This is a genomic window from uncultured Allobosea sp., from assembly GCF_945956895.1.
Lineage (GTDB): Bacteria > Pseudomonadota > Alphaproteobacteria > Rhizobiales > Beijerinckiaceae > Allobosea.
The window spans coordinates 71143-96965 of record NZ_CAMFJF010000003.1; the positions used below are offsets into that span (position 1 = coordinate 71143).

The following is a 25823-nucleotide window of genomic DNA, read 5'->3' on the forward strand; positions in this document are numbered from 1 at the left end:
GGGAGCAGCCGATGGCCACGCTGATCCTCCGCCGCATCCTGATCGCGATACCGACGCTGTTCCTGGTATCGCTCTTCGTCTTCGCCCTGCAGCGCGCGCTGCCGGGCGACCCCTTCCTCGTCATCGCCGGCGAGGAACGCGACCCCGAGGTGATCGCGCGGCTGCGCGAGATCTACCGCATGGACGATCCGATCTTCGTCCAGTTCTTCGCCTGGCTCGGACAGGTCGTGCAGGGCGATTTCGGCCGCTCGCTGCGCACGGGTGAACCGGTGCTGGGGCTGATCCTGCAGAAGTTGCCGGTGACGATCCAGCTCGCCACGGCTTCAATCCTGATCGCGATCTCGATCGGCATCCCGATCGGCATCCTCGCGGCGCGGCGCAAGGGTACGCTCGTCGACTATTCGGCCAGCGCAGTCGCGCTGTCAGGGCTCTCGATCCCGAATTTCTGGTTCGGGATCATGCTGATCCTCCTGGTCTCGGTGCACCTGAAATGGCTGCCGGCCTCGGGCTACGAATCGATCTTCGTCCACCCCTGGGAAGCGATCAAACGCCTGATCATGCCGGCCTTCGTGCTCGGCAACGGGCTCGCCGCCTTCCTGATGCGCCATACCCGCTCGGCGATGCTGGAGGTGCTGCGCTCCGACTATGTCCGCACCGCCCGCGCCAAGGGGCTCGACGAGGACACGGTCGTGCATCGCCATGCGCTGCGCAACGCGCTGGTGCCGATCATCACGCTGACGACGCTGCTCTTCGGCGAGTTGCTGGCCGGCGCGGTGCTGACCGAGCAGGTCTTCACCATCCCCGGTTTCGGCAAACTCATCGTCGATGCCGTGTTCAACCGCGATTACGGCGTGGTGCAGGGCGTGGTGCTGTGCACGGCCATCGGCTTCATCCTGATGAACCTGATCGCCGACATTCTCTATGTTCTCGTCAATCCGCGCTTGAGGACCGGCTGATGGCATCGCTCGATTCCATCTCCTCGACTGGTTCCGCCAACGGTGTGAAGGCCCGCCCGGGCGTGCTTTCCCGCCTCGTCCGCAACAAATCGGCGCTGATCGGCGGCAGCATCGTGCTGATCTTCGTTCTGATGGCGGTGCTGGCGCCGGTCCTGCTGCTGGCGGATCCGTTCAAGTCGAACTTCCTGGCCATCCGCAAGCCGCCATCCGAGCTCTACTGGTTCGGCACGGACGAACTCGGGCGCGATCAGGTCACGCGGCTGTTCTTCGGGGCGCGGGCCTCGCTGCTCGCCGGCATCGTCTCGGTGCTGATCGCGGTGGCGATCGGCCTGCCCTTCGGCCTCCTCGCGGGCTGGTATGGCGGCTGGGTCGACATCGCGATCTCGCGCGTCACCGAAGCCTTGCTGGCCTGTCCGTTCCTGATCCTCGCCATCGCGTTTGCCGCCGTGCTCGGCCCGTCGCTGACCAATGCGATGATCGCGATCGGCCTCTCGGCCGTGCCGATCTTCATCCGGCTGATCCGCGGCCAGGTGATGAACGTGAAGGCGGAGGATTTCGTCGAGGGCGCGCGGGCTGTCGGCGCGCGCGATCTCAGGCTGATGTTCCGCCATGTCCTGCCCAACACCCTGTCCCCCATCGTGGTGCAGTCGACATTATTCATGGCGCAGGCGATCATTCTCGAAGCCGCCCTCTCCTTCCTTGGCCTCGGCCAGCAGCCGCCGGCGCCCTCCTGGGGACAGATGCTCAACGTCGCCAAGAACTTCATGGAGCAGGCGCCGTGGATGTCGGTGGCGCCGGGCGTCTGCATCTTCCTCGCCGTGCTCGGCTTCAACCTGCTCGGCGACGGCCTGCGCGACGCGCTCGACCCGAAAGAAAACTAGAAGATGCCCCCTGCCACCCTCAGCCCTCATCCTGAGGAGCCGCGAAGCGGCGTCTCGAAGGATGCTTCAGGAGGCGCCTTGTGCGAGACCATGATGGATGCTGGCTCTACATCGTAAAATGCAGCGACGGCAGTTTCTACACCGGCACCACGCGTGCGGACGTGGCAACCCGCGTCGGCCAGCACAATGCAGGACTTCATTCCGACAGCTACACTTTCACCCGAAGGCCAGTTAGCCTCGTGTTCGCTGAGCATTTTCCCAACATCCTCGACGCAATCACCATGGAGCGACGCGTCAAAGGTTGGTCCCGACGAAAGAAACAAGCCATGATCGACGGTCGCTGGGACGAATTACTCGAACTTGCGAAGCGCCAGCAGTGAGCTTTCCTTTGCCGCGTGATTTCGAGCCTTCTGGAGCATCCTTCGAGACGCCGCTGCGCGGCTCCTCAGGATGAGGGCTGAGCTGAGATCTAATTCCCTTCTTCCTGTTTGACTGGATCCACCCATGTTCACCACCCGCCCCGAAATCCTCGGTACCTTCGGTGTCGTGACCTCGACGCACTGGCTCGCCACCGCGTCGGGCATGGCGATGCTGGAAAAGGGCGGCAACGCCTTCGACGCCTGCGCCGCCGCCGCCTTCGTGCTGCAGGTGGTGGAGCCGCATCTCGTCGGCCCGGCCGGTGACATGCCCGCCGTGTTCTATTCGGCCGAGACCGGGAAGGTCGAGACGCTCTGCGCGCAGGGACCGGCCCCGCAGGCGGCCACCATCGCCGCCTACAAGGCGCTCGGCCTCGACCTGATCCCCGGCTCCGGCCTGCTCGCCACCGTCATCCCCGGCGCCTTCGGCGGCTGGATGAGGCTGTTGCGCGACCATGGCCGGCTCAAGCTGCGCGACGTTCTCGAACCCGCGATCGGCTATTTCGAGAACGGCCACCCGATGCTGCCGCGCGTCTCCGATTCGATCCGGGAGCTGACCGATCTCTTCAGCAACGAGTGGGCGAGCTCGGGCGCGGTCTACCTGCCCGGCGGCAATGTGCCGGAGGCGCGCAAGCTCTTCGCCAACAAGGCCGCGGCCGAAACCTACAAGCGCATCCTCGCCGAAGCGGAAGCCAAGGGCAGCGATCGCCAGGAGCAGATCCAGGGCGCCTATGACGCCTGGTACAAGGGCTTCGTCGCCGAGGCGATGGACCGCTTCTGCCGCACGCAGGAGGTGATGGATTCCTCCGGCCGCCGCAACAAGGGCCTGCTGACCGCGCAGGACATGGCGAATTACCAGCCGACCTACGAGACGCCGACCTCGGTGACCTATCACGATTGGGAGGTCTTCAAGATCGGGCCCTGGGGTCAGGGTCCGGCCTTCCTGCAGACGCTGAAGATCCTGGAGGGCGTCGACCTCGCCGGGATGGGGCCGGCGAGCCCTGAGTTCGTGCATCATGTCGTCGAGGCGATGAAGCTCGCCTTCGCCGATCGCGAGGCCTATTACGGCGACCCGGATTTCGTGAAAGTGCCGCTCAATACCCTGCTCTCGGCGGACTATGCCGCCGGGCGGCGCGGGCTGATCGGCGAGCGCGCCTCGCTGGAACTGCGCCCCGGTATCGTCTCGGGCTACGAGGCTCAGGTCGCGCATGCGATGAAGGCGCTCGGCGCCATCGCCCAGCCGACCCAGGGAAGCGCCAGCGTCGGCGAGCCGACCATGGCCTCGATGGTCGCGGCCGGCCGCAAGGGCGACACCGTCCATATCGACGTCATCGACAAATGGGGCAACATGATCGCGGCAACGCCGTCCGGCGGCTGGCTGCAATCCTCGCCGGTGATCCCGGAACTCGGCTTCCCGCTCAATTCGCGCGCCCAGATGTTCTGGCTGGAAGAGGGCCTGCCCTCCTCGCTTGCGCCCGGCAAGCGGCCGCGCACGACGCTGACGCCCTCGATCGCCTTCGAGAACGGCAAGCCCCGCCTCGCCTTCGGCACGCCGGGCGGCGACCAGCAGGAGCAGTGGCAGCTCGGCCTGTTCCTGCGCCGGGTCCATCACGGCCTCAACCTGCAGGAGGCGATCGACCTACCGTTGTTCCACACGCAGCATTTCCCCTCCTCGTTCTACCCGCGCTCGTCGCGGCCGGGCCACATGATGATCGAGGAGAGCATCGGTGCAGCCGCCCTTGCCGAGCTGGAACGCCGCGGCCATGCCGTCGAGAAGGCCCCTGCCTGGACAGTCGGGCGCCTGACGGCGGCAGAACGCGGCGATGACGGCCTCTTGCGCGCCGCCGCGACGCCGCGTCTGATGCAGGCCTATGCTGCGGGGCGCTGAGCTCTGTTCCACTGTTCTCCCTCCGCGGTCATCCCGGGCGGAGCGAAGCGAAGACCCGGGATCCATGCCTGAACCGTTCGGGCATGGATCCCGGATCAGCGCCGCTCACGCGGCTTGTCCGGGATGACAGCGTTCAATTTTCATTGGCCCGAGACCGTCTTTCAGGAGCTGACTACATGACCTGGTCCATCGTCGCCCGCGACGCCGCGACCGGCGCCTATGGCGTCGCCGTCTCGACCTGCGCCTTCGCCGTCGGCGCCCGCGTGCCCTATGGCGGCGGGCGGATCGGCGCCATCGCGACGCAGGCTTTCGTCAACCCGCTCTACGGGATCGATGGGCTGAGGCTGCTGCAGGAGGGCCGCTCGGCGGTCGAGATCATCGCGACGCTGACAGCCGCCGACGAGGGCCGCGCCCATCGCCAGCTTCATGTCATCGACCGCGACGGCAAGATCGCTTCGCACACCGGCGCGGCCTGCATCGACTGGTGCGGCGCCGTCGACGGGCCGCAGGTCTCGGTCGCCGGCAACATGCTCTCCGGACCGGAGGTCGTGCAACAGACGCTGAAGGCCTATATCGCCGCGTCCGCGCTCGATTTCGACGAGCGCTTGCTGGTCGCGCTGGAAGCCGGCGAGAAGGCCGGCGGCGACAAGCGCGGCAAGCAATCCGCCGCCATCCGCATCTGGAGCGGCGAGCCGGTGCCGAGCATCGACATCCGCGTCGACGATCATGCCGATCCGCTCAGGGAGTTGCGGCGGCTTTGGCGTGTCGCCCATCAACGCTCAGTGCCGTTCCAGCAGGCCTCCCCCTCGCGCGGGCGCCCGGCCGGGGTCACCGACCGGACCGAGCTCGACCGCCTCTGCACGGAATATGCCGCCGCCTGGAATGCCCGGCACCCGGAGACCTGACCAGCCAGGCGCATTCTCGCGACGCCCGTCGCGTGATAGGCTGACGCTTCGTCATCCTGTCATTCCGGCGAGTGGAGAATGTGATGGCCGACCCGGATCACGAAGCTCTCCAGAGGCGCGTTGCCTCGCTGGAAGCACAGGTCGCAGCCTTGCTGCAGGCGATTTCGGCGGATCGCGGCGGCAATGTCGTCATCAACGCGCCGGGCTCGCTGACCGTCAATTGCGGGATGGGCATTGCGCTGACGGCCGGCAGCGTGATGTCGCTGACCGCAGGCGGCATTCTTGCCGTGGCCGCAGGCGCCAATGCCAATGTGGTCGTCGGCAGCCGGCTGCGCGTCAGCAGCGGCCATGAAGCTTCGTTCGAAACACGGAATTTCAACGTCACCGCGGCTGTGGGCTGCGAGATCGATAGCGGGCAGAATTTCGCGATCAGGGCCGGCAAGGACATGGCGATGAGCGTCGGGAAGGACATGGCCGTCCATGTCGGCAAGACGCTTTCAATCGACAGCGCCGACGCGGCAGCGCTGAAGAGCGGCGATGCCAGGTTGAGCCTGAAGAAGGACGGCAATGTCGAGCTGCAGGGCCGCGACATCACGCTCAAGGCGACCGGACGCATTGAGGCCAAGGCGTCCGGCAATGTCACGATCAAAGGATCAAAGATCCTGCAGAATTGAAACGCGTCCGTCATGCTCGCCCTTGTGGCGAGCATCCACGTCTTGGACACCGCGCGGCATCAACGAAGACGTGGATGGTCGGGACAAGCCCGACCATGACGGCGGAGGCCGTTCTGGCGGCTCAGGTCAGACGCCCACGCGCCGCGACCGGCAGTTCCCCGATCAGCTTGTCGCCGCGCACGGTGATCAGGCGATCGACCATGTTGACGACGACGCAGACATGGTTCGGCACGATGCGCACGACCTCGCCGACGAGCGGGCGCTTGTTCGAGGCCGACAGGTCGAGGAAGCCGTGCTCCTCGGCGAATTGCGCGATCCGCGCCGCCGGGTACTCGAGGATGTAGCCGTGGCCGTCGAGGTTGCCCTTGTCGCTGGTCAGCGTCTTCGAGCCTGAATCGAGGATGCCGCGCTCGGGCCCCGCCCGGCTCACCACGGTCGCATAGACCATGAGCGCGCAATCCTCCAGCGTCGCGACGCCGGCCGCGATCTGCATGCGGTCGTTGAAGATCGAGGTGCCCGAACGATGCTCGGTCGAGCCCTTCAGCTTGCCGATATGGGGCAGATTGGGCGAACCGCCGGTCGAGACGATGTCGGCCTTGAGGCCGGCATCGCGCAGGCCGGCATTGGCGGTGTCAAGGAAGACCTGCGTCCGCTCCCAGCCATCCTCCGGCGGGTACATCAGGAAGCCGGCGAAGCGCAGGCCGGGCGAGGCCGCGACCATCTTCGCCAGTTCGACCGCCTCGCCTGGCGTCTCGACGCCGGCGCGCTTGCGGCCGGTATCGCATTCGATGACCACCTCAAGATCACGGCCTGCGATCTCGCCGGCCCGCGGCAGGCCGGAGATCGTCACCGGGTTGTCGGCCGCGACGATCATCCGGACGCGGCGCTGGAGCGCGCCGAGGCGGCCCAGCTTCTCCTCGCCGAGGATGTTGTAGCTGATCAGGATGTCGTCGATGCCGCCATCGGCCATGACCTCGGCCTCGCCGAGCTTCTGGCAGGTAATGCCGCGCGCGCCGGCCTCGATCTGGAGCCGCGCCAGTTCGGGCGACTTGTGCGTCTTGATATGCGGGCGGTTGGCGAGGCCGGCCGCATCGCAGGTGGCCTGGAGACGGGCGATATTGGCCTCGACCTTGTCGAGATCGATCACCACGGCCGGCGTGCCGTAGCCGCGGGCGATCTCGGCCGCGAGCGGGGTGGCGGCCGGCTGGTCGACGGCTCTGGAGGTGGTCGCGGTCACGCTCATGGATGCACCTTGACGATAACTTCGATCTCGACGGTCATGCGGTTCGGCAGCGAGCCCATGCCGACAGCCGAGCGGGCATGGCGGCCACGGTCGCCGAGCACGGCGACGAAGAGGTCCGAGCAGCCGTTGATGACCTTGGGGTGATCCGAGAAGTCCGGTGCGGCATTGACCATGCCGAGCAGCTTGACGACCTCGACCTTGTCGAGCGAGCCGACCGCCTTCTTCATTGCCGCGAGCAGACCGAGGCCGGTCTGCCTGGCGTGCTCATAGGCCTGCTCGACCGTGACATCGGTGCCCACCTTGCCGGTCGGGTAAGTGCCGTCTGCCCGCTTCGGTCCCTGGCCGGAGAGATAGACCATGTCGCCGACCTGCTTGAAGCTGACATAGGTCGCGACCGGCGTCGGCACGTCCGGCAGGGTCAGCCCCAACTCCTTCAGCCTGTCTTCGGCGCTCATGACGTTTCTCTCCTCAAATCCTGCCGGCGCTTGCCCTGCCGGCTTGTCCTGTCAGTCGTTCAGATCGCGGCGCATATAGCGGGCCGCATCGTCATAGCTCGCGAGCTTGCGATCAAGCGCGGGGTCATGCACCTCGCGAAAGCCCTGCCGCCGCCAGAAGCCGGTCGAATCGTTGACCGCGACCAGCGCCAGGCTCGTATAGCCGCGTTCAGCCGCATGGCGTGCGATCTCGGCAACGATCGCACCGGCCGCACCGCTGCCGCGCCCGGAAGGGAGCAGGGCGAGGTCGTGAACATACCAGTTCGCGACGCCGCGCGGGATCTCCCCGAGCAGGGAGTTCAGGGCGGGAATGGCGCCCGCCGGCCAAGGATGGCTGACGAGATAGCCTTGCAGCGCGCCGTCTTCGCCGGCCAGCACATGGCAGCCCTCGGGCGCCAAGCACAAACGCTCGGCAAAGACCGCCTGGTCCTCGGGATAGTCCGGGTGCAGCACGGCCGCGATCGCCATCACGGCCGGCAGGTCGGCCGGCGCCATGCGGCGCCAGCCTGTTTCATGAGACATGGACGCTTACGCCACGACCTTCGGGAACTTGCTGGTCCGCTTCGGATGCCACCACTTGCCCTTGAGCACGACGCCCTCGGAGGCGATCTTGCGGTCACCGATCAGGTGCTCGCCGACGACGTCGACATAGTCGAACTTGCCTTCCTTGACGGTCAGGATCGTCGCATCGCCGAGCGAGCCGACCTTGAGCGAGCCGTATTCCGGCCGCTTCAGCGCCATGGCGGCATTCACGGTCGAGGCGGCGATGACGTTGTTCAGGCTCATGCCCATGCAGAGGAACTTCGACATGGTGGTGACCTGATCATAGGCCGGGCCGTCGATGCAGAGCTTGTGCACGTCGGACGAGATCACGTCCGGCTCGAAGCCGTTGGCGAGCATGGCGCGCGTGGTCTTGAAGGAGAACGAGCCTTTGCCGTGGCCGATGTCGAAGATGACGCCGCGCTTGCGGGCGGCCAGCACTTCCGGCTTCACCGTGCCCTGCGCCGTCGCGGGCGCATTCGGGAAGGGGCGGAAGGCATGGGTCAGCACGTCGCCCGGACGGAGCATGCCGATGACCTCCTCGTAGGACGGTGGCGGATGATCGATATGGCACATCAAGGGCATGCCGACCTCATTGGCGACCTGCAGCGCGATGTTGAGCGGCACGGTACCAGAGGTACCCGAAGCATGCAGGCCGACGCGAACCTTGATGCCGACGATGTAGTCGCGGTTCTTGTCGGCGACCTCGACGCAGTCGATCGGGTTCATCAGGCGCAGATCGCCGCTTTCGCCGACCATGACGCGATGGTCGAAGCCGTAGATGCCGGCATGCGAGACATGGAGATAGGCAAGGATGCGTGCCTGGCTCTGCTCGATGACGTGCTTGCGGAAGCCCGCCCAATTGCCGGGGCCGGCCGAGCCAGTATCGACCGAGGTGGTGACCCCGGAAACGCGGCAGAACTCGTCGGCGTCGATGCCGAGCGAGGTGCCGCCCCAATAGACATGGGTGTGCAGGTCGATCAGGCCGGGCGAGACGATATAGCCGGAGACATCCCGGATCTCCTTGGCGCCCTTCAGGTCCTTGCCGAAGCCCGACACCTTGCCGTCCGTGAAGGCGACATCGAGGATGCCGTCATGCTTCTGGGAGGGGTCGATGACGCGGCCACCCTTCAGGATGAGATCGTGGGTCACTTTTTTGTCCTCTGGGAGTGATCAAACCGGGGAAACCGCGCCCTTGCGCTCGACGATCAGGCCGTAGGCCTGCGGCTCGCGATGCCTGGCGAAATTGAAGGTGGAAGCCTTGTAGCTCTTGCCGAGATCCATATCGCAGCGGGCGACGACGAGTTCGTCGCCCTCGGTCACGGCCTGCGCCACGACCTCGCCGGTCGGTGCGATGATGCAGGAGCCGCCGATCTGGTCGACGCCGGCCTCCAGCCCCGCCTTGGCGACGCCGACGACCCAGGTGGCGTTCTGGTAGGCCCCGGCCTGCATCACGAGCTGGTTATGGAAATTGCCGAGCCGGTCATGGTCCGGCGCCGGCGGGTTGTGCTTGGGCGTATTGTAGCCGAGCACGATCAGTTCGACGTCCTGCAGGCCCATCGAGCGATAGCTCTCCGGCCAGCGACGATCGTTGCAGATCATCATGCCGATATTGGCGTCCATCGTCCGCCAGACCGGCCAGCCGAGCTCGCCCGTCTCGAAATAGCGTTTCTCCAGGTTCTGGAAGGGCGCCGCCGGCCGGTGCTCGGGATGACCCGGCAGATGGATCTTGCGGTACTTGCCGACGATCGCCCCGCGCTTGTCGACGAGGATCGCGGTGTTGAAGCGACGCTTGCGGCCCTGCTCGAAGGCGAGCTCGCAATAGCCCAGATGAAAGCCGACGCCGAGGCGCTTGCTCTCCTCGAAGAGCGGCGCGGTCTCGTTCGAAGGCATCGCGCTTTCGAAATAGCTGTCGATCTCGGCTTCGTCGTCGATCCACCAATGCGGGAAGAAGGCGGTGAGCGCCGCTTCCGGATAGACGACGAGATCGGCGCCATGACTCTTGGCCTGCCGCATCAATTCGACCATGCGGGCGACGGCCGAGGCCCGGCTTTCATCGCGCTGGATGGGACCGAGCTGGGCGGCGGCGACGGTGAGGATGCGGGTCACGTCATGGCTCCGGATGAAGATCACCCTGCGGACAAGGCTTTCAGGCACTGAGCCGGCGCGTCAAGCGCCGGCAATGCGGGGCGTGGGTTGCCCCAGCTGCGGGGCAACCCCTCAGAGGGTCTTGGCAAGCCTTGGATCGAGCGAGTCTCTGAGTCCGTCGCCGAGCAGGTTGACCGCAAGCACGGTGATCGAGAGGAACACGGCCGGGAACAGGATGATATGCGGCCGGACCTGCCAGAGCGCCCTGCCCTCGGCCATGATGTTGCCCCAGGATGGCGTCGCCGGCGGCACGCCGGCGCCGATGAAGGACAGGATCGCCTCGACGATCATCGCGCTGGCGCAGATATAGGTCGCCTGCACGCTCATCGGCGCGAAGGTGTTGGGCAGGATGTGGCGGAAGATGATGCGCGGCACCCGCGCACCATTGGCCACCGCCGCCTCGACATAGGGCTGCTCGCGCAGAGACAGCACGACGCCGCGCACGAGACGGGCGACGCGCGGGATTTCGGCGATGGTGATGGCGATGATGACGTTCTGGATCGAGCCGCGCGTCAGCGCCATCAGGGCGATGGCGAGCAGGATCGGCGGGATCGACATCATGCCGTCGATGACGCGCATGATGATGCCGTCGGCCCAGCGGATAAAGCCGGCGAAGAGGCCGATCGCCAAGCCGATGGCCGAGGACAGGACCGCCACGCTGAAGCCGACGAGCAGCGAGACGCGAGCACCGTAGATCACGCGCGAATAGACATCGCGGCCGAGCATGTCGGTGCCGAACCAGTAAAGTTCGGACGGTACGCGCGTGCGCCTTGCCGGCGAGATCGCCGTCGGGTCGGTGGTCCAGAGCAGCGGCGCGAAGATGCCGATCAGCGCCATCAGAATGAGGAGTCCGCCACCGATCGCGACGGAGGGGTGCCGGCGCAGATAGCGGCGGAAGCGGGCGGCGCGGCCGAGTTCGGCCTTCACCGGTTCAGCGGCAGGAGCCGCGGAGGTCGCAAGGGTCGATGGCGCGGTCAATAGCGGATCCTCGGGTCGACGAGGGTATAGGTCAGGTCGATCAGCAGGTTCACCAGCACGTAGACCAGGCTGAACATGAGCACGACGCCCTGGATGACGGGATAGTCACGACGCAGGATCGCATCGACGGTGAGCCGGCCGAGGCCGGGAATGGCGAAGACGCTCTCGGTGACGACGGCACCGCCGATCAGCAGCGCGATGCCGATGCCGATGATGGTGACAATCGGCACCGCCGCGTTCTTCAGCGAGTGCAGGAAGAGCACGTCCTTCTGCGCCACGCCCTTGGCCTGGGCCGTGCGGACATAGTCCTGCTGCAGCACTTCGAGCATGGTGGCACGGGTAATGCGGGCGATCAGCGCGATATAGACGAGGCCCAGCGTGACGGCCGGCAAGATCAGGTTCCTGAGCCAGGGCCAGAAGCCCTGCGAGATCGGCGTGTAGCCCTGCACCGGCAGCCAGTCGAGCTTGAGCGCGAAGAAATAGGCGAGCAGGTAGCCGACGACGAAGACCGGGACGGAGAAGCCGAGCACGGCGAATCCCATCGCCGCCTTGTCGACCCAGCTGCCGGCCTTCCAGGCCGCGACCACGCCCATCGGCACGGCGACCACGACGGCGAAGATCAGCGTCAGCACCATCAGGGAGAGCGTCGGCTCGATGCGCTGCGCGATGAGTTGCGTCACGGGCAGGTTGGTGAAGATCGAGGTGCCGAGATCGCCCTGGATCACGCGGAACGACCATTCGGCGAAACGGACCAGATAGGGCCGGTCCAGGCCGAGGCTGGCGCGGATGCGCTCGACATCGGCCGGAGACGCCTGGTCGCCGGCGATGATGGCGGCGGGATCGCCCGGCGCGACATAGAGCAACGAAAAGACGAACAACGCCACGAAGGCCATCACGGGGATGGTCGTGACGATGCGTCTGACGACGAAAGCGAGCATGGGGCCGTCGGACCTCGTTCAAAGCGGTACCAGGAATCGCGGCCCGGACTTCTTCCGGGTCGCGACGAAGCGAGGCAGCGGAGCCTGAGCAGCTCCGGAAACGCGGAGCGCCTTGCTGCTCCGCGAGAGAGTGATCAGCCCTTCTTGACGTCCCAGAAGAAGGGCAGCGGGCCGCTGACCACGCCGGTGACGTTCTTCCGCCAAGCCTGGTAGCTGAGATAGAAGCCTGTCGGCGCGAAGACGACGTTCTCGACGGCGGCCTTGTTGAGGCGGCCCATCGCCGCCTTCTCCTCGGCGAGGTCCTTAGCGTTGAACCAGTTGGTGACCTCGGCCTCGACCGACGGCACGTCCGGCCAGCCGAACCAGGCCTTGTCGCCATTGGCACGGATCGCGGTGTAGGCGGCCGGATTGATGCAGTCGGCGCCGGCATGCCAGGTGTGGAACATGCTCCAGCCGCCCTGGCCCGGAGGCGTCTTCTGGGCGCGACGGGAGCCGACCGTGCCCCAGTCCGTGGCGACGAAATCGACGTTCATGCCGATGCTCTTGAGCAGCGAGGCGGTCACGTCGCCCATCGACTTGGTCGCCGCCATGTCCTGCGCGACGACGCAGACCACCGGCTCGCCCTTGTAGCCGGACTCCGCCAGGAGCTTCTTGGCCTCGGCGACATTGCGCTTCTTGAGGATGTCGCCGCCCTCCTCTGTGTAGAGCGGCGTGCCCGGCGTGAAGAAGCCCGGCAGCGGCTTCCAGAGCTTGTCGTCGTCGCCGACGACGGCGCGCATGTAGTCTTCCTGGTTCAACGCCGTCAGCACGGCCTGACGCACCTTCAGGTTGTTGAAGGGCGGGAACAGGTGATTCATGCGGAAGGCGCCGACATTGCCCAAGGGATCGCCGATGTCGACATTGATGTCCTTGTGGCCCTTCAGCACCGGCACGAGGTCGGCGAGCGGGGTCTCCCACCAGTCGACCTCGCCGTTCTGGAGCGCGGCGGCGGCGGTCGCCGGATCGGGCATGATCACCCATTCGACGCGGTCGACGAGGATGTTCTTGCCGCCGGCCAGCCAGTCCGCCTTCTCGGAGCGCGGCTTGTAGTCGGCGAATTTCTCGAACACCGCCTTGGCGCCCGGCACCCAGTCGCTGCGCAGGAACTTCATCGGGCCGGAGCCGATATATTCGGTGATCTGCGTGAACGGGTCGGTCTTGGCGATGCGCTCGGGCATCACGAAGGAGCAGGGCGCGTTGTTCTTGGCCAGCGCCAGCAGCATCTTCGGGAAGGGCTGCTTGAGCGACCATTTCCAGGTCAGCTCGTCGACGGGTGCGAGCTCGACCTGGATGGCGCGGAGCATCAGGCCCATCGGATCGCGCGCCGACCAGCGCACGAGGCTCGCCACCACGTCCTTCGAGGTGACGGGCGTGCCGTCATGGAACTTGAGGCCGGAGCGCAGCTTGAAGGTCCAGGTCAGGCCGTCGGAGGAAACCTCCTCGGCCTCGACCATCTGGCGCTGCGGCTGGAACTTCGAATCGATGCCATAGAGCGTGTCCCAGACCAGCGCTGCGGCGTTGCGGACGACGTATTGCGTCCCCCAGATCGGGTCGAAATTCGCGAGATTGGCCTGCGGTACGAAGCGTAGCGTCTTGGCTGGGCTTTGCGCGAGGGCCGGCATCGCCAGCCCTCCCGTCGCGGCGGCCACACTGGCGCCCGTCGCGGATTTCAGAAACGTCCTGCGATCCATCCTGCTCTCCCCTGAAGCGGCGCCTCTGTGCGGGCTGCCTTGGCGCGAGTTTGGGCAGAAAAATTCCACCTGACAACACGCAGACATCCCCAATCGAGGCCCTCTCGCCGCCTGCACGGTTCGTGCCAAACGGAACTTCTGTGGGTGATCACGATGTTTCAGCTTCCAGACGTTCGATTTCGATCCGGTTCTGGAGGAAATGAAAAAATCGCGGACTAAATCGGTTTGACCGGTTCATCCACACGCGCGAAGGGACGCGCCTGCTCGAAGGCCGCTGCAGCCCGCAAAACGAGCGCATCCTTGCCGAAGGCGCCGACGATCTGGAGCCCGGCGGGCAGGCCCGCCCTGGTCAGGCCGCAAGGCACCGAGACAGCCGGCTGCTCGGTGATGTTGAAGGGGTAGGTGAAGGGCGTCCAGCGCGTCCAGTCCTCGCCATAGGCGCCATCCTCGGGCGTGTCGCGTCCGACCGCGAAAGCCGGCAGCGGCAAAGTCGGCGTCAGCAGCAGGTCGTATTGCTGGCGGAACTGCGCCATCCGATAGGCCAGCGCATTGCGCCGGTTCAGCAACGCATCGACATAGGCCGAGGCCGGGATGCGCTCGCCCTGTTCAGCCACCGCGACGAGGCCGGGGTCCATCTGCTTGCGGCCTGCCGCATCGATGCTCTTCAACGCCAGTGCCGCGCCGGAGGACCAGAGCGTCATCAGGATCTCGATCGGATCGTCGAATCCCGGATCGACCTCCTCCACCGTCGCGCCAAGCTCGGCGAAGACCTGCGCGGCGGCAGCCGTCAACGCCGCAATCTCCGGATCGACGGTGACGTTCTGGCCGAGGCGCGGCGACCAGGCGACGCGCAAGCCCCTCAACCCACCCTTGAGCCCGTCGACATAATCCGGCGGACGATCCGTGAGCGCCGTCATGTCGCGCGCGTCGGGCTGGCCGATCACCTTCATGGCGAGCGCCGTATCGGTGACGGTGCGGGTCAGCGGCCCGAGATGGGCGAGGAAGCCCATCACCGAGATCGGCCAGGCGGGGACCCGGCCATAGCTCGGTTTCAGGCCGACGACCCCGGTGAAGGCCGCGGGAATGCGGATGGAGCCGGCTCCGTCCGTGCCCATATGGAGACAGCCGAGATTGAGCGCGGCGCAGACCGCGGCGCCCGAGGAGGAACCGCCCGGCCCGGTGCCGGTGTTCCAGGGATTGCGGGTAATGCCAGTGAGCGGCGAGTCGCCGACGCCCTTCCAGCCATATTCCGGCATGGTGGTCTTGCCGAGAAAGACCGTGCCGGCCTCGCGCAGCCGCGCCGTGATCGGGGAATCCTCGGCGAGGGGCGCGTCCGAGGCGATGGCCGAGCCACGCTGCATCGACCAGCCGGCGACGCCGAGGTTATCCTTGATGGTGACGGGCACGCCGTCGAGCGGGCCGATCGCCTCGCCTCTCAGCCAGCGCGCCTGCGAGGCCTCGGCCATGGCGAGCGTCACGGCCTCGTCGCGGACGGCGAAGGCGTTGACCTCAGGCTCGAAGCGCTCGATGCGGGCGAGCGTATCCTTCGCGACCTCGACGGGAGAGAGCTGCTTGCTCGCATAGAGCGGGCCGAGCTCGGCGGCGGAAAGCGAGGCGATCGTCGTCATGCGGAAACCTCTCAGGCGTTGGCGACGCGCCAGGCGGTGGTGAGCAGGATATTGGCACCGGCGACCATATCGTCATCGGTGCTGAACTCGGCCGGGTTGTGCGAGAGCCCGCCGATCGAGGGGATGAAGACCATCGCCGTCGGGCAAAGCCGCGCCATCATCTGAGCATCATGACCGGCGCCGGAGATCATGCGGCGGATCGGCAATCCGAACTCGCCGGCGCTGCGCTCGACCTCGGCGATCAGTTCCTCGGCAAAAGGCGTCGCCGGGAAGCGCGCGAGATCGCGGAAGGAGATCTCGATGCCGTCGCGCGCGGCGAGTTCGGCACAGAAGGCACGCACCGCTTCCTCGGCCTGGGCTAGCGGCGCGTCGAGCGGATTGCGCAGGTCGAGCGTCATCACCACGGTCTCGGGCACGACATTGACGTTACCGGGCTGGACGCGGATGACACCGCTATTGGCGAGCTGATTGGGGATGGTCTTGGTCAATTCGTTGGCGAAGATGTTGATGCGCGCGGCGGCGAGGCCGGGGTCCTTGCGATAGGCCATCGGCGTCGTGCCGGCATGGCTCGGGCGGCCCTTGAGGGTGAGCTCGAGCCAGCAGATGCCCTGGATGCCGGTGACGGCGCCGAGCCCGCCACCCTCGTTCTCCAGCACCGGCCCCTGCTCGATATGCATCTCGAGATAGGCATGAGCCGGCAGGAAGCCCGGCTTCTCCGCGCCCTCGTAGCCGATCCGCTTCAGTTCGGCGCCCAGCCCGATGCCGTCGGAATCGACCTCCCTGTGCGCCGCTTCGACGCTCATGCCGCCGGCCCAGACATAGGAGCCGAGCATGTCGGGATGGAAGCGCGCGCCCTCCTCGTTGGTGAAGGCGATCACCGCCATATCGCGCTTCGGGGTCAGGCCGGCATCGCGCAAGGCTGCGAGAACCTCGACGCCGGCGATGACGCCAAGCGCGCCGTCGAAGCGCCCGCCGGTGCCGACCGTATCGATATGCGAGCCCATGATGACGGCCGGGCCGTCCTCAAGCCCCTTCAGGACGCCGACGATGTTGCCGATCGCATCGACCCGGGTATCGAGGCCGAGCGCCTGCATCTGGCCGACCAGCCAGTCGCGGCCCTGCCTGTCCTCATCGGTCAGGGCGAGACGGCGACAACCGCCTTCGGGCGTCGCACCGATCTTCGAGAGTTCTGCCAGGCGCGAGGTCAGCCTCGCTCCATCGATCCTCAGATTGGTGCTCATCGGTTCAGGCCCTCCGTCGTCGGCAAGGCAAGATGCAGACCACGGCCGGACTTGTCGACCCGCGTCCAACGCATCGGCTCCGGACAGCGGCGCGCGTGACACCGGCTGTTTCGGCTCTCCGATCGGCGGTAGAAGCGGCGCCCCATGTCTGCAATCGCCGAATCCCGCACGCATCATTCCTGGCTCGCGGAGGCCCGCGCCATGCTGGCCCTGAGCTGGCCGATGGTGCTGACCAATGTCGCGCAGAACGCGATGACGGCGACCGACGTCATCATGATGGGCCATCTGAGCCCTGATTCGCTGGCCGCCGGCGCGCTTGGCACCAATCTCTACAATGCCGCGCTGATCTTTGGCATCGGTGCGATGGGCGCGGTCTCGCCGATGATCGCGATCGAGCTCGGCCGCAACAAGCACGCGGTGCGCGACCTGCGCCGCACGGTCCGACAGGGCTTCTGGGCCGCTGCGACCATGGTCGGGCCGATGTGGCTCTTCCTCTGGCAGGCCGAGTTCATCCTCAGGGCGATGGGACAGGACCCAGCCCTGTCGAGGGCAGCGGCGTCCTATATCCACACGCTGCAATGGGGCCTGCTGCCCTTCTTCCTCTATCTGTGCCTGCGCGGCTTCGTCGCCGCGCTGCAGCGGCCGCGCTGGGCCTTCATCGTCGTGCTCTTCGCCGTGGCGTTCAACGCCTTCGCCAACTGGTGCCTGATGTTCGGGCGGCTCGGTTTCCCGGCACTCGGCCTGCCCGGCTCCGGCATGGCGACCGCGCTATCGTCGACCCTGATGTTCCTCGGCCTGGCGCTCGTCGTCATGCTGGACCGGCGCTTCCGGCGCTATCAGGTGTTCGGCCGCTTCTGGGTGCCGGACTGGCCGCGCTACCGCGCCTTCTGGCGCATGGGCCTGCCGATCTCGCTGACGCTCTCCTTCGAATCGCTGATCTTCTACGGCGCCGCCTTCATGATGGGCCTGATCGGCTCGACCGCTCTCGCAGCCCATGCCATCGCGATCCAGATCGCCTCGCTCGCCTTCATGGTGCCGCTCGGCATCGGCCAGGCCGGGACCGTGCGCGTCGGGCGCGCCTTCGGCTCGGGCGACAAGGAGGGCATCCGGCGCGCCGGCATGATGGCGCTGATCCTGGCGCTGAGCTTCATGAGCTTCACGGCGCTGCTGATGGCGACGGTGCCGCACTCGCTGATCGCGCCCTTCCTCGACCGCTCGAAGCCCGGCGCGGAGGCGGTCGCTCAGATCGCCACGATCTTCCTGTTCTATGCCGCCGTCTTCCAGATCGCGGACGGGGCGCAGGTCATCGGCTCGTCGATCCTGCGCGGCCTCGGCGACACGCGCCTGCCGATGATCCTCGCCGGCATCGGCTACTGGGGCATCGGCCTGCCGCTCTCGGCCGCGCTCGGCTTCCTGACGCCGCTCGCCGGCAGCGGCATCTGGATCGGGCTGGTGACCGGGCTCTCGGTCGTCGCCGTGATGATGCTCTGGCGCTGGTGGGCCCGAGAAAGCCTGGGATTGCTGAAATGGGGGCTGCACGAGGCGGCCTGACCTGACGAGGCAGCGCTCAACGCTGTTGCCGAATGGCAACAGCGTTGCACAGACACAATTTGGCCATCTCCTGTTCACCCCACGGCCATCTCGGCAACCTTGAACGGGGGTCGTCAACGGCGCATGGAACCACGGCGCCGTTCCGCCGTTCATTCCTGCCTGTAACGCCGAGTTGTCCGTCGATGTCCCCCGTCCGTCCGTCCGCCTCTCCCCTCGCCCGGCCGACCCGCCGCGTCTTCGCGGCCCTGAGTCCGCTCTTCCTCGCCGCCTGCGTCGCGACCAGGCGCCAGGAGCCGTTCGAGGTGCCGAATCGGGGGCCGCAGATCAGCGCCGAATATCTGTCGATGTATGGCGAGCGGCCGGATGAGCAGCACCCGCTACCAGCGACGGATCTCACCGAGGTCGATCCGCAGTTCCTGCGCCGCATCGTCACCTACCCGACCCCCGAACGGCCCGGCACCATCGTCGTCGATACCGACAACCGCTTCCTCTATCTCGTCCAGGAGGGCGGCAAGGCGATCCGCTACGGCATCGGCGTCGGCAAACAGGGCATGTCCTGGCGCGGCCGCGCGACGGTCGCGCGCAAGGCCCAGTGGCCGCGCTGGACCCCGACGGCGGCGATGATCGCCCGCGAGCCGGAGCGCAACCGCCCCTGGGCCGGCGGCATGGCCGGCGGCCTCGAGAACCCGCTCGGCGCCCGCGCGCTCTATCTCTATCAGGGCAACCGCGACACGCTGTACCGCATCCACGGCACCTCGGAGCCGTGGTCGATCGGCAAGTCGGTATCGTCGGGCTGCATCCGCCTGTTCAACCAGGACATCATCGACCTCTACAGCCGCGTTCCGTCGGGCACGACGGTCGTGGTTCTGAACCGCGGCACGCTGCAGGCGCCGTCCGATGTCGACGAGATGCCGCCGCCGGACGACGATTTCGGCAACATCTGACGCAAGCTGCGTCACGCCGACGCCTTGATACCGTCACAGGGCGATCCCACCTCTTGAGCGCGGCGCAACCGTGCCGCCCAACGAGAGGAGATGACGATGACGCCGCAGGAACGCGACGTGATCGCCGGGATTTTCGACCGCCTGAAACAGGCGGCCAATCAGCCCCGCGACCCCGAGGCTGAGAGCTTCATCGCAGAGCGCCTGCGCGAGCAGCCCTATGCGCCCTATGCCATGGCCCAGGCGGTCTATGTGCAGGAGCAGGCGGTGACCAATCTGCATCAGCAGGTCGAGAGCCTGCAGGCGCAGCTGCGCGAGGCCCAAAGCCGCGCCAGCGAGGCCGCGCAACCGCAGGCCGGTGGCTTCCTGTCCGGCATCTTCGGCGGTGCGTCCGTACCCCGCACCGGCTCGGTCCCGCCCGTGCCGCTGCGCACCGACGCCGCCGCTCCCTCTGCCGCCTGGAACACGCAGCCGCAGGCCGCCGCCCCGGCGCAGGCCATGCCGATGCAGCCGCAAGCACCGCAACCCGGCCCGTGGAGCAACCAGCCGCAGCAGCCGTCCCGCGGCGGCGGCTTCATGGCGAGCGCGCTGACCACCGCGGCCGGCGTTGCCGGCGGCATGATGCTCGGCAACGTGCTGAGCAATGCCTTCGGCGGCGGCAGCAAGCCCGCGGCCCAGGCGGCGAGCGACACGAGCTCAGGCAGCACGTCGGGGGCCACCTCCCAGCAGGCCGCTTATGATCAGGGCGCCAGCGATCAGGCGGCCTATGACAGAGGCTCGTCCGATCAGGCGCAGCAGGACCGTGGCTACGGCCAGGGCTATGACGGCGAGGCCAACTACCAGAACGCGAGCCAGGACGACAGCGACCCCGGTTTCGACGATGGCGGCGGGGACGACGACAGCTGGGTCTGAGGACGGACTGCCCGTCCCGCCTCACCGATAGAATGCAAACGGCGGCCGCGATGCGCGACCGCCGTTTGTCATTCCAGGATCAGGCAGCACCCGACCTCAGATCACCAGTACCTTCGCGCCGACACGCACGCGCTCGTAAAGGTCCGTCACGTCGTCATTGGTCATGCGGATGCAGCCCGAGGAGACCGCCTGCCCGATCGTGTTGGGCTCGTTCGTGCCGTGGATGCGGTAGAGCGTCGAACCCAGATACATGGCGCGCGCGCCCATCGGGTTCTCGGGGCCGCCGGCCATGAAGCGCGGCAGGTCGGGCCGGCGCTTCAGCATCTCGCCGGGCGGCGTCCAGCTCGGCCATTCCGCCTTGCGGGTGATCGTCTTCATGCCGGCCCAGGAGAAGCCCGGCCGACCGACACCGATGCCGTAGCGCATGGCCCGGCCGCCCGGTTGCACCAGGAAGAGGAAACGCTGCGGCGTATCGATGATGATCGTGCCGGGCTTGTGCGGGCCGTCATAGGCGACTTCCTGCTTGCGGAAGCGCGGGTCGACGATCTGCTGGATGCCCTGCTGCGGCTCGACCGGCTGGCCGAGCGCGGCCATGCGGCGGCTGACCTGCGGCTGGCGAGCCGCCTCGAAGGGATCGACCTCGTAGCCGCCCTGCGGCTGCATGCGCTGGCCATAGGCATAGCCGCCCGGTCGGTTATAAACAGCGCCGCTCCGTCCCGCCGGTGTCGGATCGCGGCCCGTCATCAGCATCTCGATGAAGCCGCCGCCATAATTGCCGCGCCCTCCGGAAGCCATCGGGTCGTTCGGCGCGGCATAACCGTAATTCTGGCGATAGCCCTGCGCGGAAGCCGGCCCGGCCATAGCCAGAGCCCCGGCGGCGGTCAGGAGCGGGAGAAGGATCTTTCGACGCATGACGCAGGTACTCTCGACATCGATCGCCGGAAGCCTGCGACGCGCCCTCAAAGGAATGGTGAATCGTTGACTCTCAAAGGCGGAAACCGGCCTTAAACCGCTCAATTCTCGGAATTAACCTTAGCGAGCCGTCAAGCGACAGGGTGAAGGAAAGCTTGTCGGCCTCACCGCCGGGCCGCGCGCCGGGCGAGCCAGCGCAGCGTCAGGCCGGTGCGCCAGCGGCCGACATCGCAGGCCAGAATCACCGCCGCATAGACCACCCCACCCAGGCCGATCTGAAGCGGCAGTTCGAGCCCGGCCGGAAGCGCACCGCGCAGCGGCCAGAGCGCGAGCCCCATGGCGGCACCGGCAGCGAGAATGCAACCGATCTCGCGCAGCGGCGGCAGGATCGACAGCGCACGCAAAGCGATCACGGCCATGACCAGCAGCGCGGTCAGATAGGCGGCGCTCTGTGCGATCGAAACCGTCATCGGCGCCAGCGCTCCCGGCGAGGCGAAGATGATGGCGAGGTTGACGGCGAGCCCGATGAGCGCGGCGAGGATGGCGACGAGCGTGCGTTTCGCCAGCAGGAATACGGGGGCCAGCGCCGCCTGGAACAGCGCGATCGCCGCAAAACCCGGCAGGAGCGACGCCATATGACCGGCGAAATGGCCGCGGAAGCTTGCGGGTACGAAGAGCCGTTCGAAGGCCGGCAGGACCAGCCAGAAGCCGAGTGCCACCGGGAGCACGCAGGCAAGTACAGGAACCATATTCCGGGCGATGCGCTTCTGCGCGGCGACACGCCCGCGCGTCTCATCGAGGCGGATGACCTCGCGCAGCAGCACGATCTCGAGCATCGAGGCCAGCACCGGGAAGAGCCTGAGGCCGATATCGGAGGCCAGCGAGAAATAGCCGGCCTCGGCGAAACCGTGGCTCTCGGCCAGGATGGCGCGGTTGATAAGCGGAATCGCGGCATAGACGGCGTTGCCCGCGACCAGCGGCAGGGCATAGCGCGCAAAACCGCGCATCAGGTCCGTCCGAAGCGCGCCCGGTGCCGGCTTCGCATCGGCCAGGCGCCGGCGAACGGCCAGAGCGGCAGCAACTGCGCTGAGCACGCCGCCGAGGAGCACGACAGCCGGATCACGGGCCAGCCAGGCACCACCGACCATCAGCAACAAGGCCGCCACGCTCCTGACGAGCACGAGCCGGGCATAGGCCGCATCGAGGAAGCGGGCGCGGGCGATGGCTGCGTGATAGTCGAACCAGCCGGCGGCGATACCGCCCGCGACCGAGATCATCAGCAGCGCGGCAGGGAGTCCGGCATCGACGCCCGCCAGCAACGCAGCGGCCAGCAGCGCACAGAGCGACAGGCTCACACCGGCGAAGAGCAGATCGAGCGTCGCCCGGATACCGGGGTCGCTCTCCCGGCTTTGCAGCGAATAGAAGCGGACGACGGAGAGCTTCAGCCAGTCGAGCAGCGCCGTGTTGACCAGCACGACGGTGGCGGCGCCGATGGCATAGAGCCCGAAGGCCTCCGGGCCGAGGAACAGGGCGACGAGCAGCCCGAGGACGAAATTCAGCCCGGCATTGATGATGAAGGGCAGAAGAACAGTCATCGTGCCCCAGAGGCTGTTAGGGACTGTGGGATGGAAGGCCCGACTCACCGACGGTGTGCCTCCCAGAATCGGGGGTAACCGGACGGACCGGGTTTTCCAAGGGGGCGTTGCGAAGCCCGACGAGCCGCCTGCCCACGCCCTGTCGCCACGGCATTGGGCGATCCCGTTCCCGCATCTTCACGACGGCAGGATTTGCCCCTAAGGCAGGCAAATGACCCCGCCTATCCGGCTTGCCCGCGACGACGATTCCGGCCCGCTCTCCGCCCTCATCGCGGCGAGCTTCGCGGAATATCCGGGCTGCGTCTTCGTCGAGGAAGAGCTTCCCGAACTGCGCCGGCCTGCGTCCTATTTCGCGGCCAAGGGCGGCGTCCTCTGGATCGCGGACGGGCCGGACGGACGTGTCGCCGGCTCGCTCGGCGTCGTACCTGTGCCGGAGCAGAACGCCGTCGAGCTGGCCAAGGTCTATGTCGACCCCACTTTCCGGGGCGCCGGGCTGGCACAGACCCTCTTCGCCAGGGCGGTCGACTTCGCGGAACAGGGCGGCTTCGCCGAGATGACGCTGTGGTCCGACACGCGTTTCACCCGCGGCCATCGCTTCTACGAGAAGCTCGGCTTCGTGCGCTGGCCAGGCGAACGCTATCTCGGCGACCTCTCGGAAAGCTGGGAATATCACTTCCGCAAGCCGCTGCGCCGCGCGTCGTGACTGCGGCCGTCGCCTTCCGGGCCGCACTCGGCATCGCCCTGCTCACCGCCATGGACGGTGTGATCAAGGGCCAGATGCAGCAGCATCCGTTCATCGTGGCGCTGTTCATGCGCTTCCTGATGGGCGGCATCTGCGCGCTCATCGTGCTCGCCATCGCCCGTCCCAACCGGCCGACCCGCGCCAGCCTCATCGGCAATGTCGCGCGCGTACCGCTCGTCGTGCTGACGGCCGGCAGCTTCTTCTATTCGGTCTCGGTTCTGCCGCTGGCGGAGGCGCTGACGCTGTCCTTCCTGGCGCCGGTCTTCGTCGCGCTGCTCGGCGGGCTCCTGCTCAAGGAGAAGATCGACAGGCGCATCCTGCAGGCGCTCGGCTTCGGACTCGCCGGCATGCTGGTGATGGTCTGGCCACGCCTGCAGGGCCATGTCAGCGGCGCCAGCCTCGGCGTCGCCGCCGCGCTGTTCTCGGCGGTGAGTTACGCCTTCAACCTGATCCTGCTCAGGCGCATCGCGGTCCGCGAGCACCCGACCGTCATCGTCGCCTTCCAGAATGTCGGGCCGGCGGTGTGCCTCGCCATTCCGGCGGCTCTCGCCTTCGTGCCGATGACGCTGACGGACCTCGCGGCCTATCTGTTCGCGGGCGCGCTCGGTGTTGCCGGGCATCTCACGCTGACCTCGGCCTATGCGCGCGCCGCCGCCTCGCAGCTGGCTCCCATCGAGTACACGGCGCTGATCTGGGCGAGCCTGCTCGGCTTCTTCGTCTTCGGCGAAGTGCCGCTCTATACGACCTATCTCGGCGCGCTGCTGATCGTCGCGGGCGCTGTCGCAGTCAGCCGGCGTTAGATTTCGCCGGGAAGACCATGCAGGTCTCGGTGCCGTGCGCGAGCAATTTGCCGCGCGCATCGACCAGCTTGCCTTCCGTCGTGATCACCGAGCTGCCGCGATGGATCAGCTTGCCCTCGCAGCGCACCGGGCCGTTGTCCGGCATGACCGGACGGACATAGTTCAGCTTCATCTCCAGCGTGGTGTAGCCCTCGCCCGGCTTCAGCGTGGCGTGGGCGGCGCAAGCCATGGCGGAATCGAGGATCGTCGCGGTCCAGCCGCCATGGATCGTGCCGAGCGGATTGAAGAAGCGGGCGGAAGGCTGGCCGACGAAGACCACCCTGCCCTCATCGGCCTCGACCAGCTCGAAATCCATCGCATCGGCGAAGGGCGGCGCCGGATTGGTGCCGGCGATGATCCCGCGCAGGAAGCTCAAGCCATCGCCCGCGACCAGCTCCTCGCGAGACACCACCCCAACCGCGCGCTTCATGCCGATCTCCATTCGTGTAACTGCACGATATGGATGAGACAGTGAAGGCGTCAACGGGTAGAATGGCAATAGATGCTTCAGGGCCCTTGAAGCATGCGAGCCCTCATCCTGAGGAGCAGCCGAAGGCTGCGTCTCGAAGGATGCTTCAGGAGGCTCGGGAGCGATCTGGAGCATCCTTCGAGACGCCGCTTCGCGGCTCCTCAGGATGAGGGCTGAGTTTCGAATCCGTCAGCGCTCGCCGCGCGCGGCCCGGCGCAAAGCCCTGAGGTCGTCGCGGGTTTCGCGCCAGCGCTCCTCGCCGAAACCACCCTCGATCTTGTCCTGCGCCGCGCGCCAGTAGGGGATCGCGGCCTCGATCGCGGCCCTGCCCTTCTCGGTCACCGCATAGACCGAGGCGCGGCCACGGCACTCGACCGGCTCCACCAATCCTTCAGCCGCCAGAAGCTGGAGATTGCGCGTCAGCGAGGTCCGCTCCAGCGCAAAGCGTTCGGCCAGTTCCGTGACCGATTTCCACTGGCCGGTGCTGAGCGCAGAGAGCAGCACGAACTGCGTGATCTTGAGGCCGCTCGGGCGCATCGCCTCGTCATAGGCCCGCGTCACCGCCCGCGCCGTCATGCGCACATGCAGCGCGACGCAGGAGCGGGCGATGGCGTCGAGGCACGGGTCGGGAGCGGGCGTCGTCATTCCGCCATGTTAGCGTGTTCAAGCGCTGCTGCCAGCAGGCTTGAAGCGGCCTGCGACACCGCATCCGCCGACGTTCACTTTATCGCGGGGTGCTTCCTTGACTCTCCGTACCCCCACGCCTATCTCCGCTGGCATCTGTTAGCACTCTCACTTGGTGACTGCTAACAGCCTCCCCCGGGAGCCCATCAGCGGCGCCCGAACCGAATAAGACCGAGAGGAAGACAGAACCATGAAGTTCCGTCCGTTGCATGACCGCGTCGTGGTCCGCCGCCTTGACAGCGAAGAGAAGACCAAGGGCGGCATCATCATCCCCGAGACCGCCAAGGAAAAGCCCCAGGAGGGCGAGGTCATCGCCGTCGGCTCCGGCGCGCGTGACGAGGCCGGCAAGCTCGTCGCCCTCGACGTCAAGAAGGGCGACCGCGTCCTGTTCGGCAAGTGGTCGGGCACCGAGGTCAAGATCGATGGTCAGGACCTCCTGATCATGAAGGAATCCGACATCATGGGCGTCGTCGGCTGATAGCCGCCTGACCTCTCCAGCAATTTTCCAGTTCCAGTCC

At 66.9% G+C, this 25823-nt stretch carries 26 protein-coding genes; 12 read left to right on the forward strand and 14 right to left on the reverse strand.

The annotated features are described in order from the left end of the window. The first annotated feature begins 11 nt into the window (after positions 1–11). From Q0Q02_RS02945 to Q0Q02_RS02970, 6 genes are all read left to right on the forward strand, one after another. Entirely contained in the window at positions 12–956 is a 945-nt protein-coding gene (locus tag Q0Q02_RS02945; RefSeq protein WP_293806733.1) for an ABC transporter permease, read from the forward strand. Further along, entirely contained in the window at positions 956–1837 is an 882-nt protein-coding gene (locus Q0Q02_RS02950) for an ABC transporter permease (RefSeq protein ID WP_293806735.1), read from the forward strand. Before Q0Q02_RS02945 ends, Q0Q02_RS02950 begins: the two co-directional genes overlap by 1 nt. 80 nt (positions 1838–1917) lie before the next feature. After that, on the forward strand, positions 1918–2217 hold the full coding sequence (locus Q0Q02_RS02955; RefSeq protein ID WP_293806737.1) for a GIY-YIG nuclease family protein: 300 nt from the start codon (positions 1918–1920) through the stop codon (positions 2215–2217). A 124-nt stretch (positions 2218–2341) separates the two neighbouring features. After that, positions 2342–4141, forward strand: a complete 1800-nt coding sequence (locus tag Q0Q02_RS02960; RefSeq protein WP_293806739.1) for a gamma-glutamyltransferase family protein — start codon at positions 2342–2344, stop codon at positions 4139–4141. A gap of 176 nt (positions 4142–4317) precedes the next feature. Beyond that, on the forward strand, positions 4318–5046 hold the full coding sequence (locus Q0Q02_RS02965; protein ID WP_293806740.1) for a DUF1028 domain-containing protein: 729 nt from the start codon (positions 4318–4320) through the stop codon (positions 5044–5046). 83 nt (positions 5047–5129) lie between these two features. Continuing rightward, complete coding sequence (locus Q0Q02_RS02970; RefSeq protein ID WP_293806742.1) at positions 5130–5720, forward strand: hypothetical protein; 591 nt, start codon at positions 5130–5132, stop codon at positions 5718–5720. Between the two features lie 121 nt (positions 5721–5841). Here the strand turns inward: Q0Q02_RS02970 and Q0Q02_RS02975 are convergent, their stop codons facing one another. The 10 genes from Q0Q02_RS02975 to Q0Q02_RS03020 all read right to left on the reverse strand — a co-directional run bounded on the left by Q0Q02_RS02975 (position 5842) and on the right by Q0Q02_RS03020 (position 16660). Beyond that, positions 5842–6963, reverse strand: coding sequence for a D-TA family PLP-dependent enzyme (locus Q0Q02_RS02975; protein WP_293806743.1), 1122 nt, complete (start codon positions 6961–6963; stop codon positions 5842–5844). After that, positions 6960–7418, reverse strand: coding sequence for a RidA family protein (locus tag Q0Q02_RS02980; protein WP_293806745.1), 459 nt, complete (start codon positions 7416–7418; stop codon positions 6960–6962). The genes Q0Q02_RS02975 and Q0Q02_RS02980 overlap by 4 nt, the downstream gene beginning before the upstream one ends. Before the next feature lie 51 nt (positions 7419–7469). After that, positions 7470–7979, reverse strand: coding sequence for a GNAT family N-acetyltransferase (locus tag Q0Q02_RS02985; RefSeq protein WP_293806746.1), 510 nt, complete (start codon positions 7977–7979; stop codon positions 7470–7472). 6 nt (positions 7980–7985) lie between these two features. Further along, entirely contained in the window at positions 7986–9149 is a 1164-nt protein-coding gene (locus Q0Q02_RS02990) for an amidohydrolase/deacetylase family metallohydrolase (protein WP_293806748.1), read from the reverse strand. A gap of 21 nt (positions 9150–9170) precedes the next feature. Continuing rightward, positions 9171–10106 (reverse strand): N-carbamoyl-D-amino-acid hydrolase, encoded by a 936-nt coding sequence (locus tag Q0Q02_RS02995; protein WP_293806750.1) that lies wholly within the window; start codon positions 10104–10106, stop codon positions 9171–9173. Between the two features lie 111 nt (positions 10107–10217). Then, positions 10218–11072, reverse strand: a complete 855-nt coding sequence (locus Q0Q02_RS03000) for an ABC transporter permease (protein WP_293806979.1) — start codon at positions 11070–11072, stop codon at positions 10218–10220. Between the two features lie 47 nt (positions 11073–11119). Then, positions 11120–12061 (reverse strand): ABC transporter permease, encoded by a 942-nt coding sequence (locus tag Q0Q02_RS03005; RefSeq protein WP_293806752.1) that lies wholly within the window; start codon positions 12059–12061, stop codon positions 11120–11122. Positions 12062–12195: 134 nt separating this feature from the next. After that, positions 12196–13791, reverse strand: a complete 1596-nt coding sequence (locus tag Q0Q02_RS03010) for an ABC transporter substrate-binding protein (protein WP_293806753.1) — start codon at positions 13789–13791, stop codon at positions 12196–12198. Between the two features lie 215 nt (positions 13792–14006). Further along, entirely contained in the window at positions 14007–15419 is a 1413-nt protein-coding gene (locus tag Q0Q02_RS03015) for an amidase (RefSeq protein WP_293806755.1), read from the reverse strand. A gap of 11 nt (positions 15420–15430) precedes the next feature. After that, positions 15431–16660, reverse strand: a complete 1230-nt coding sequence (locus Q0Q02_RS03020) for a M20 family metallo-hydrolase (protein WP_293806757.1) — start codon at positions 16658–16660, stop codon at positions 15431–15433. Between the two features lie 144 nt (positions 16661–16804). Here Q0Q02_RS03020 and Q0Q02_RS03025 point away from each other — a divergent pair, with 144 nt between their 5' ends. The 3 genes from Q0Q02_RS03025 (at position 16805) to Q0Q02_RS03035 (ending at position 20064) form a co-directional block, all read left to right on the forward strand. Further along, positions 16805–18211: an MATE family efflux transporter gene (locus Q0Q02_RS03025; protein WP_293806759.1), complete on the forward strand. Its 1407-nt coding sequence runs from the start codon at positions 16805–16807 to the stop codon at positions 18209–18211. 182 nt (positions 18212–18393) lie between these two features. After that, positions 18394–19155, forward strand: a complete 762-nt coding sequence (locus tag Q0Q02_RS03030) for a L,D-transpeptidase (RefSeq protein ID WP_293806761.1) — start codon at positions 18394–18396, stop codon at positions 19153–19155. A 96-nt stretch (positions 19156–19251) separates the two neighbouring features. Further along, on the forward strand, positions 19252–20064 hold the full coding sequence (locus tag Q0Q02_RS03035) for a DUF2076 domain-containing protein (RefSeq protein ID WP_293806762.1): 813 nt from the start codon (positions 19252–19254) through the stop codon (positions 20062–20064). Positions 20065–20160: 96 nt separating this feature from the next. On the opposite strand, the gene Q0Q02_RS03040 is transcribed toward Q0Q02_RS03035, so the two are convergent. Then, positions 20161–20976: a L,D-transpeptidase gene (locus tag Q0Q02_RS03040; protein WP_293806764.1), complete on the reverse strand. Its 816-nt coding sequence runs from the start codon at positions 20974–20976 to the stop codon at positions 20161–20163. 164 nt (positions 20977–21140) lie between these two features. Next, positions 21141–22571: a polysaccharide biosynthesis C-terminal domain-containing protein gene (locus Q0Q02_RS03045; protein WP_293806766.1), complete on the reverse strand. Its 1431-nt coding sequence runs from the start codon at positions 22569–22571 to the stop codon at positions 21141–21143. A gap of 211 nt (positions 22572–22782) precedes the next feature. On the opposite strand from Q0Q02_RS03045, the gene Q0Q02_RS03050 reads away from it, so the two are divergent. Together Q0Q02_RS03050 and Q0Q02_RS03055 are read left to right on the forward strand one after the other, a co-directional pair. Then, the gene (locus Q0Q02_RS03050) at positions 22783–23274 is read left to right on the forward strand and encodes a GNAT family N-acetyltransferase (protein ID WP_293806768.1); all 492 of its coding nucleotides are present in this window, start codon (positions 22783–22785) and stop codon (positions 23272–23274) included. Next, positions 23271–24113: a DMT family transporter gene (locus tag Q0Q02_RS03055; protein ID WP_293806770.1), complete on the forward strand. Its 843-nt coding sequence runs from the start codon at positions 23271–23273 to the stop codon at positions 24111–24113. Before Q0Q02_RS03050 ends, Q0Q02_RS03055 begins: the two co-directional genes overlap by 4 nt. Here the strand turns inward: Q0Q02_RS03055 and Q0Q02_RS03060 are convergent. Continuing rightward, a complete protein-coding gene (locus Q0Q02_RS03060) occupies positions 24100–24582 on the reverse strand; it encodes a PaaI family thioesterase (RefSeq protein ID WP_293806772.1) in 483 nt (160 codons plus the stop codon). The genes Q0Q02_RS03055 and Q0Q02_RS03060 overlap by 14 nt on opposite strands. 228 nt (positions 24583–24810) lie before the next feature. Next, complete coding sequence (locus Q0Q02_RS03065) at positions 24811–25266, reverse strand: MarR family winged helix-turn-helix transcriptional regulator (protein ID WP_293806774.1); 456 nt, start codon at positions 25264–25266, stop codon at positions 24811–24813. Between the two features lie 229 nt (positions 25267–25495). On the opposite strand from Q0Q02_RS03065, the gene groES reads away from it, so the two are divergent. Beyond that, entirely contained in the window at positions 25496–25783 is a 288-nt protein-coding gene (groES, locus tag Q0Q02_RS03070; RefSeq protein ID WP_047576256.1) for a co-chaperone GroES, read from the forward strand. The last annotated feature ends 40 nt before the right edge of the window (positions 25784–25823 follow it).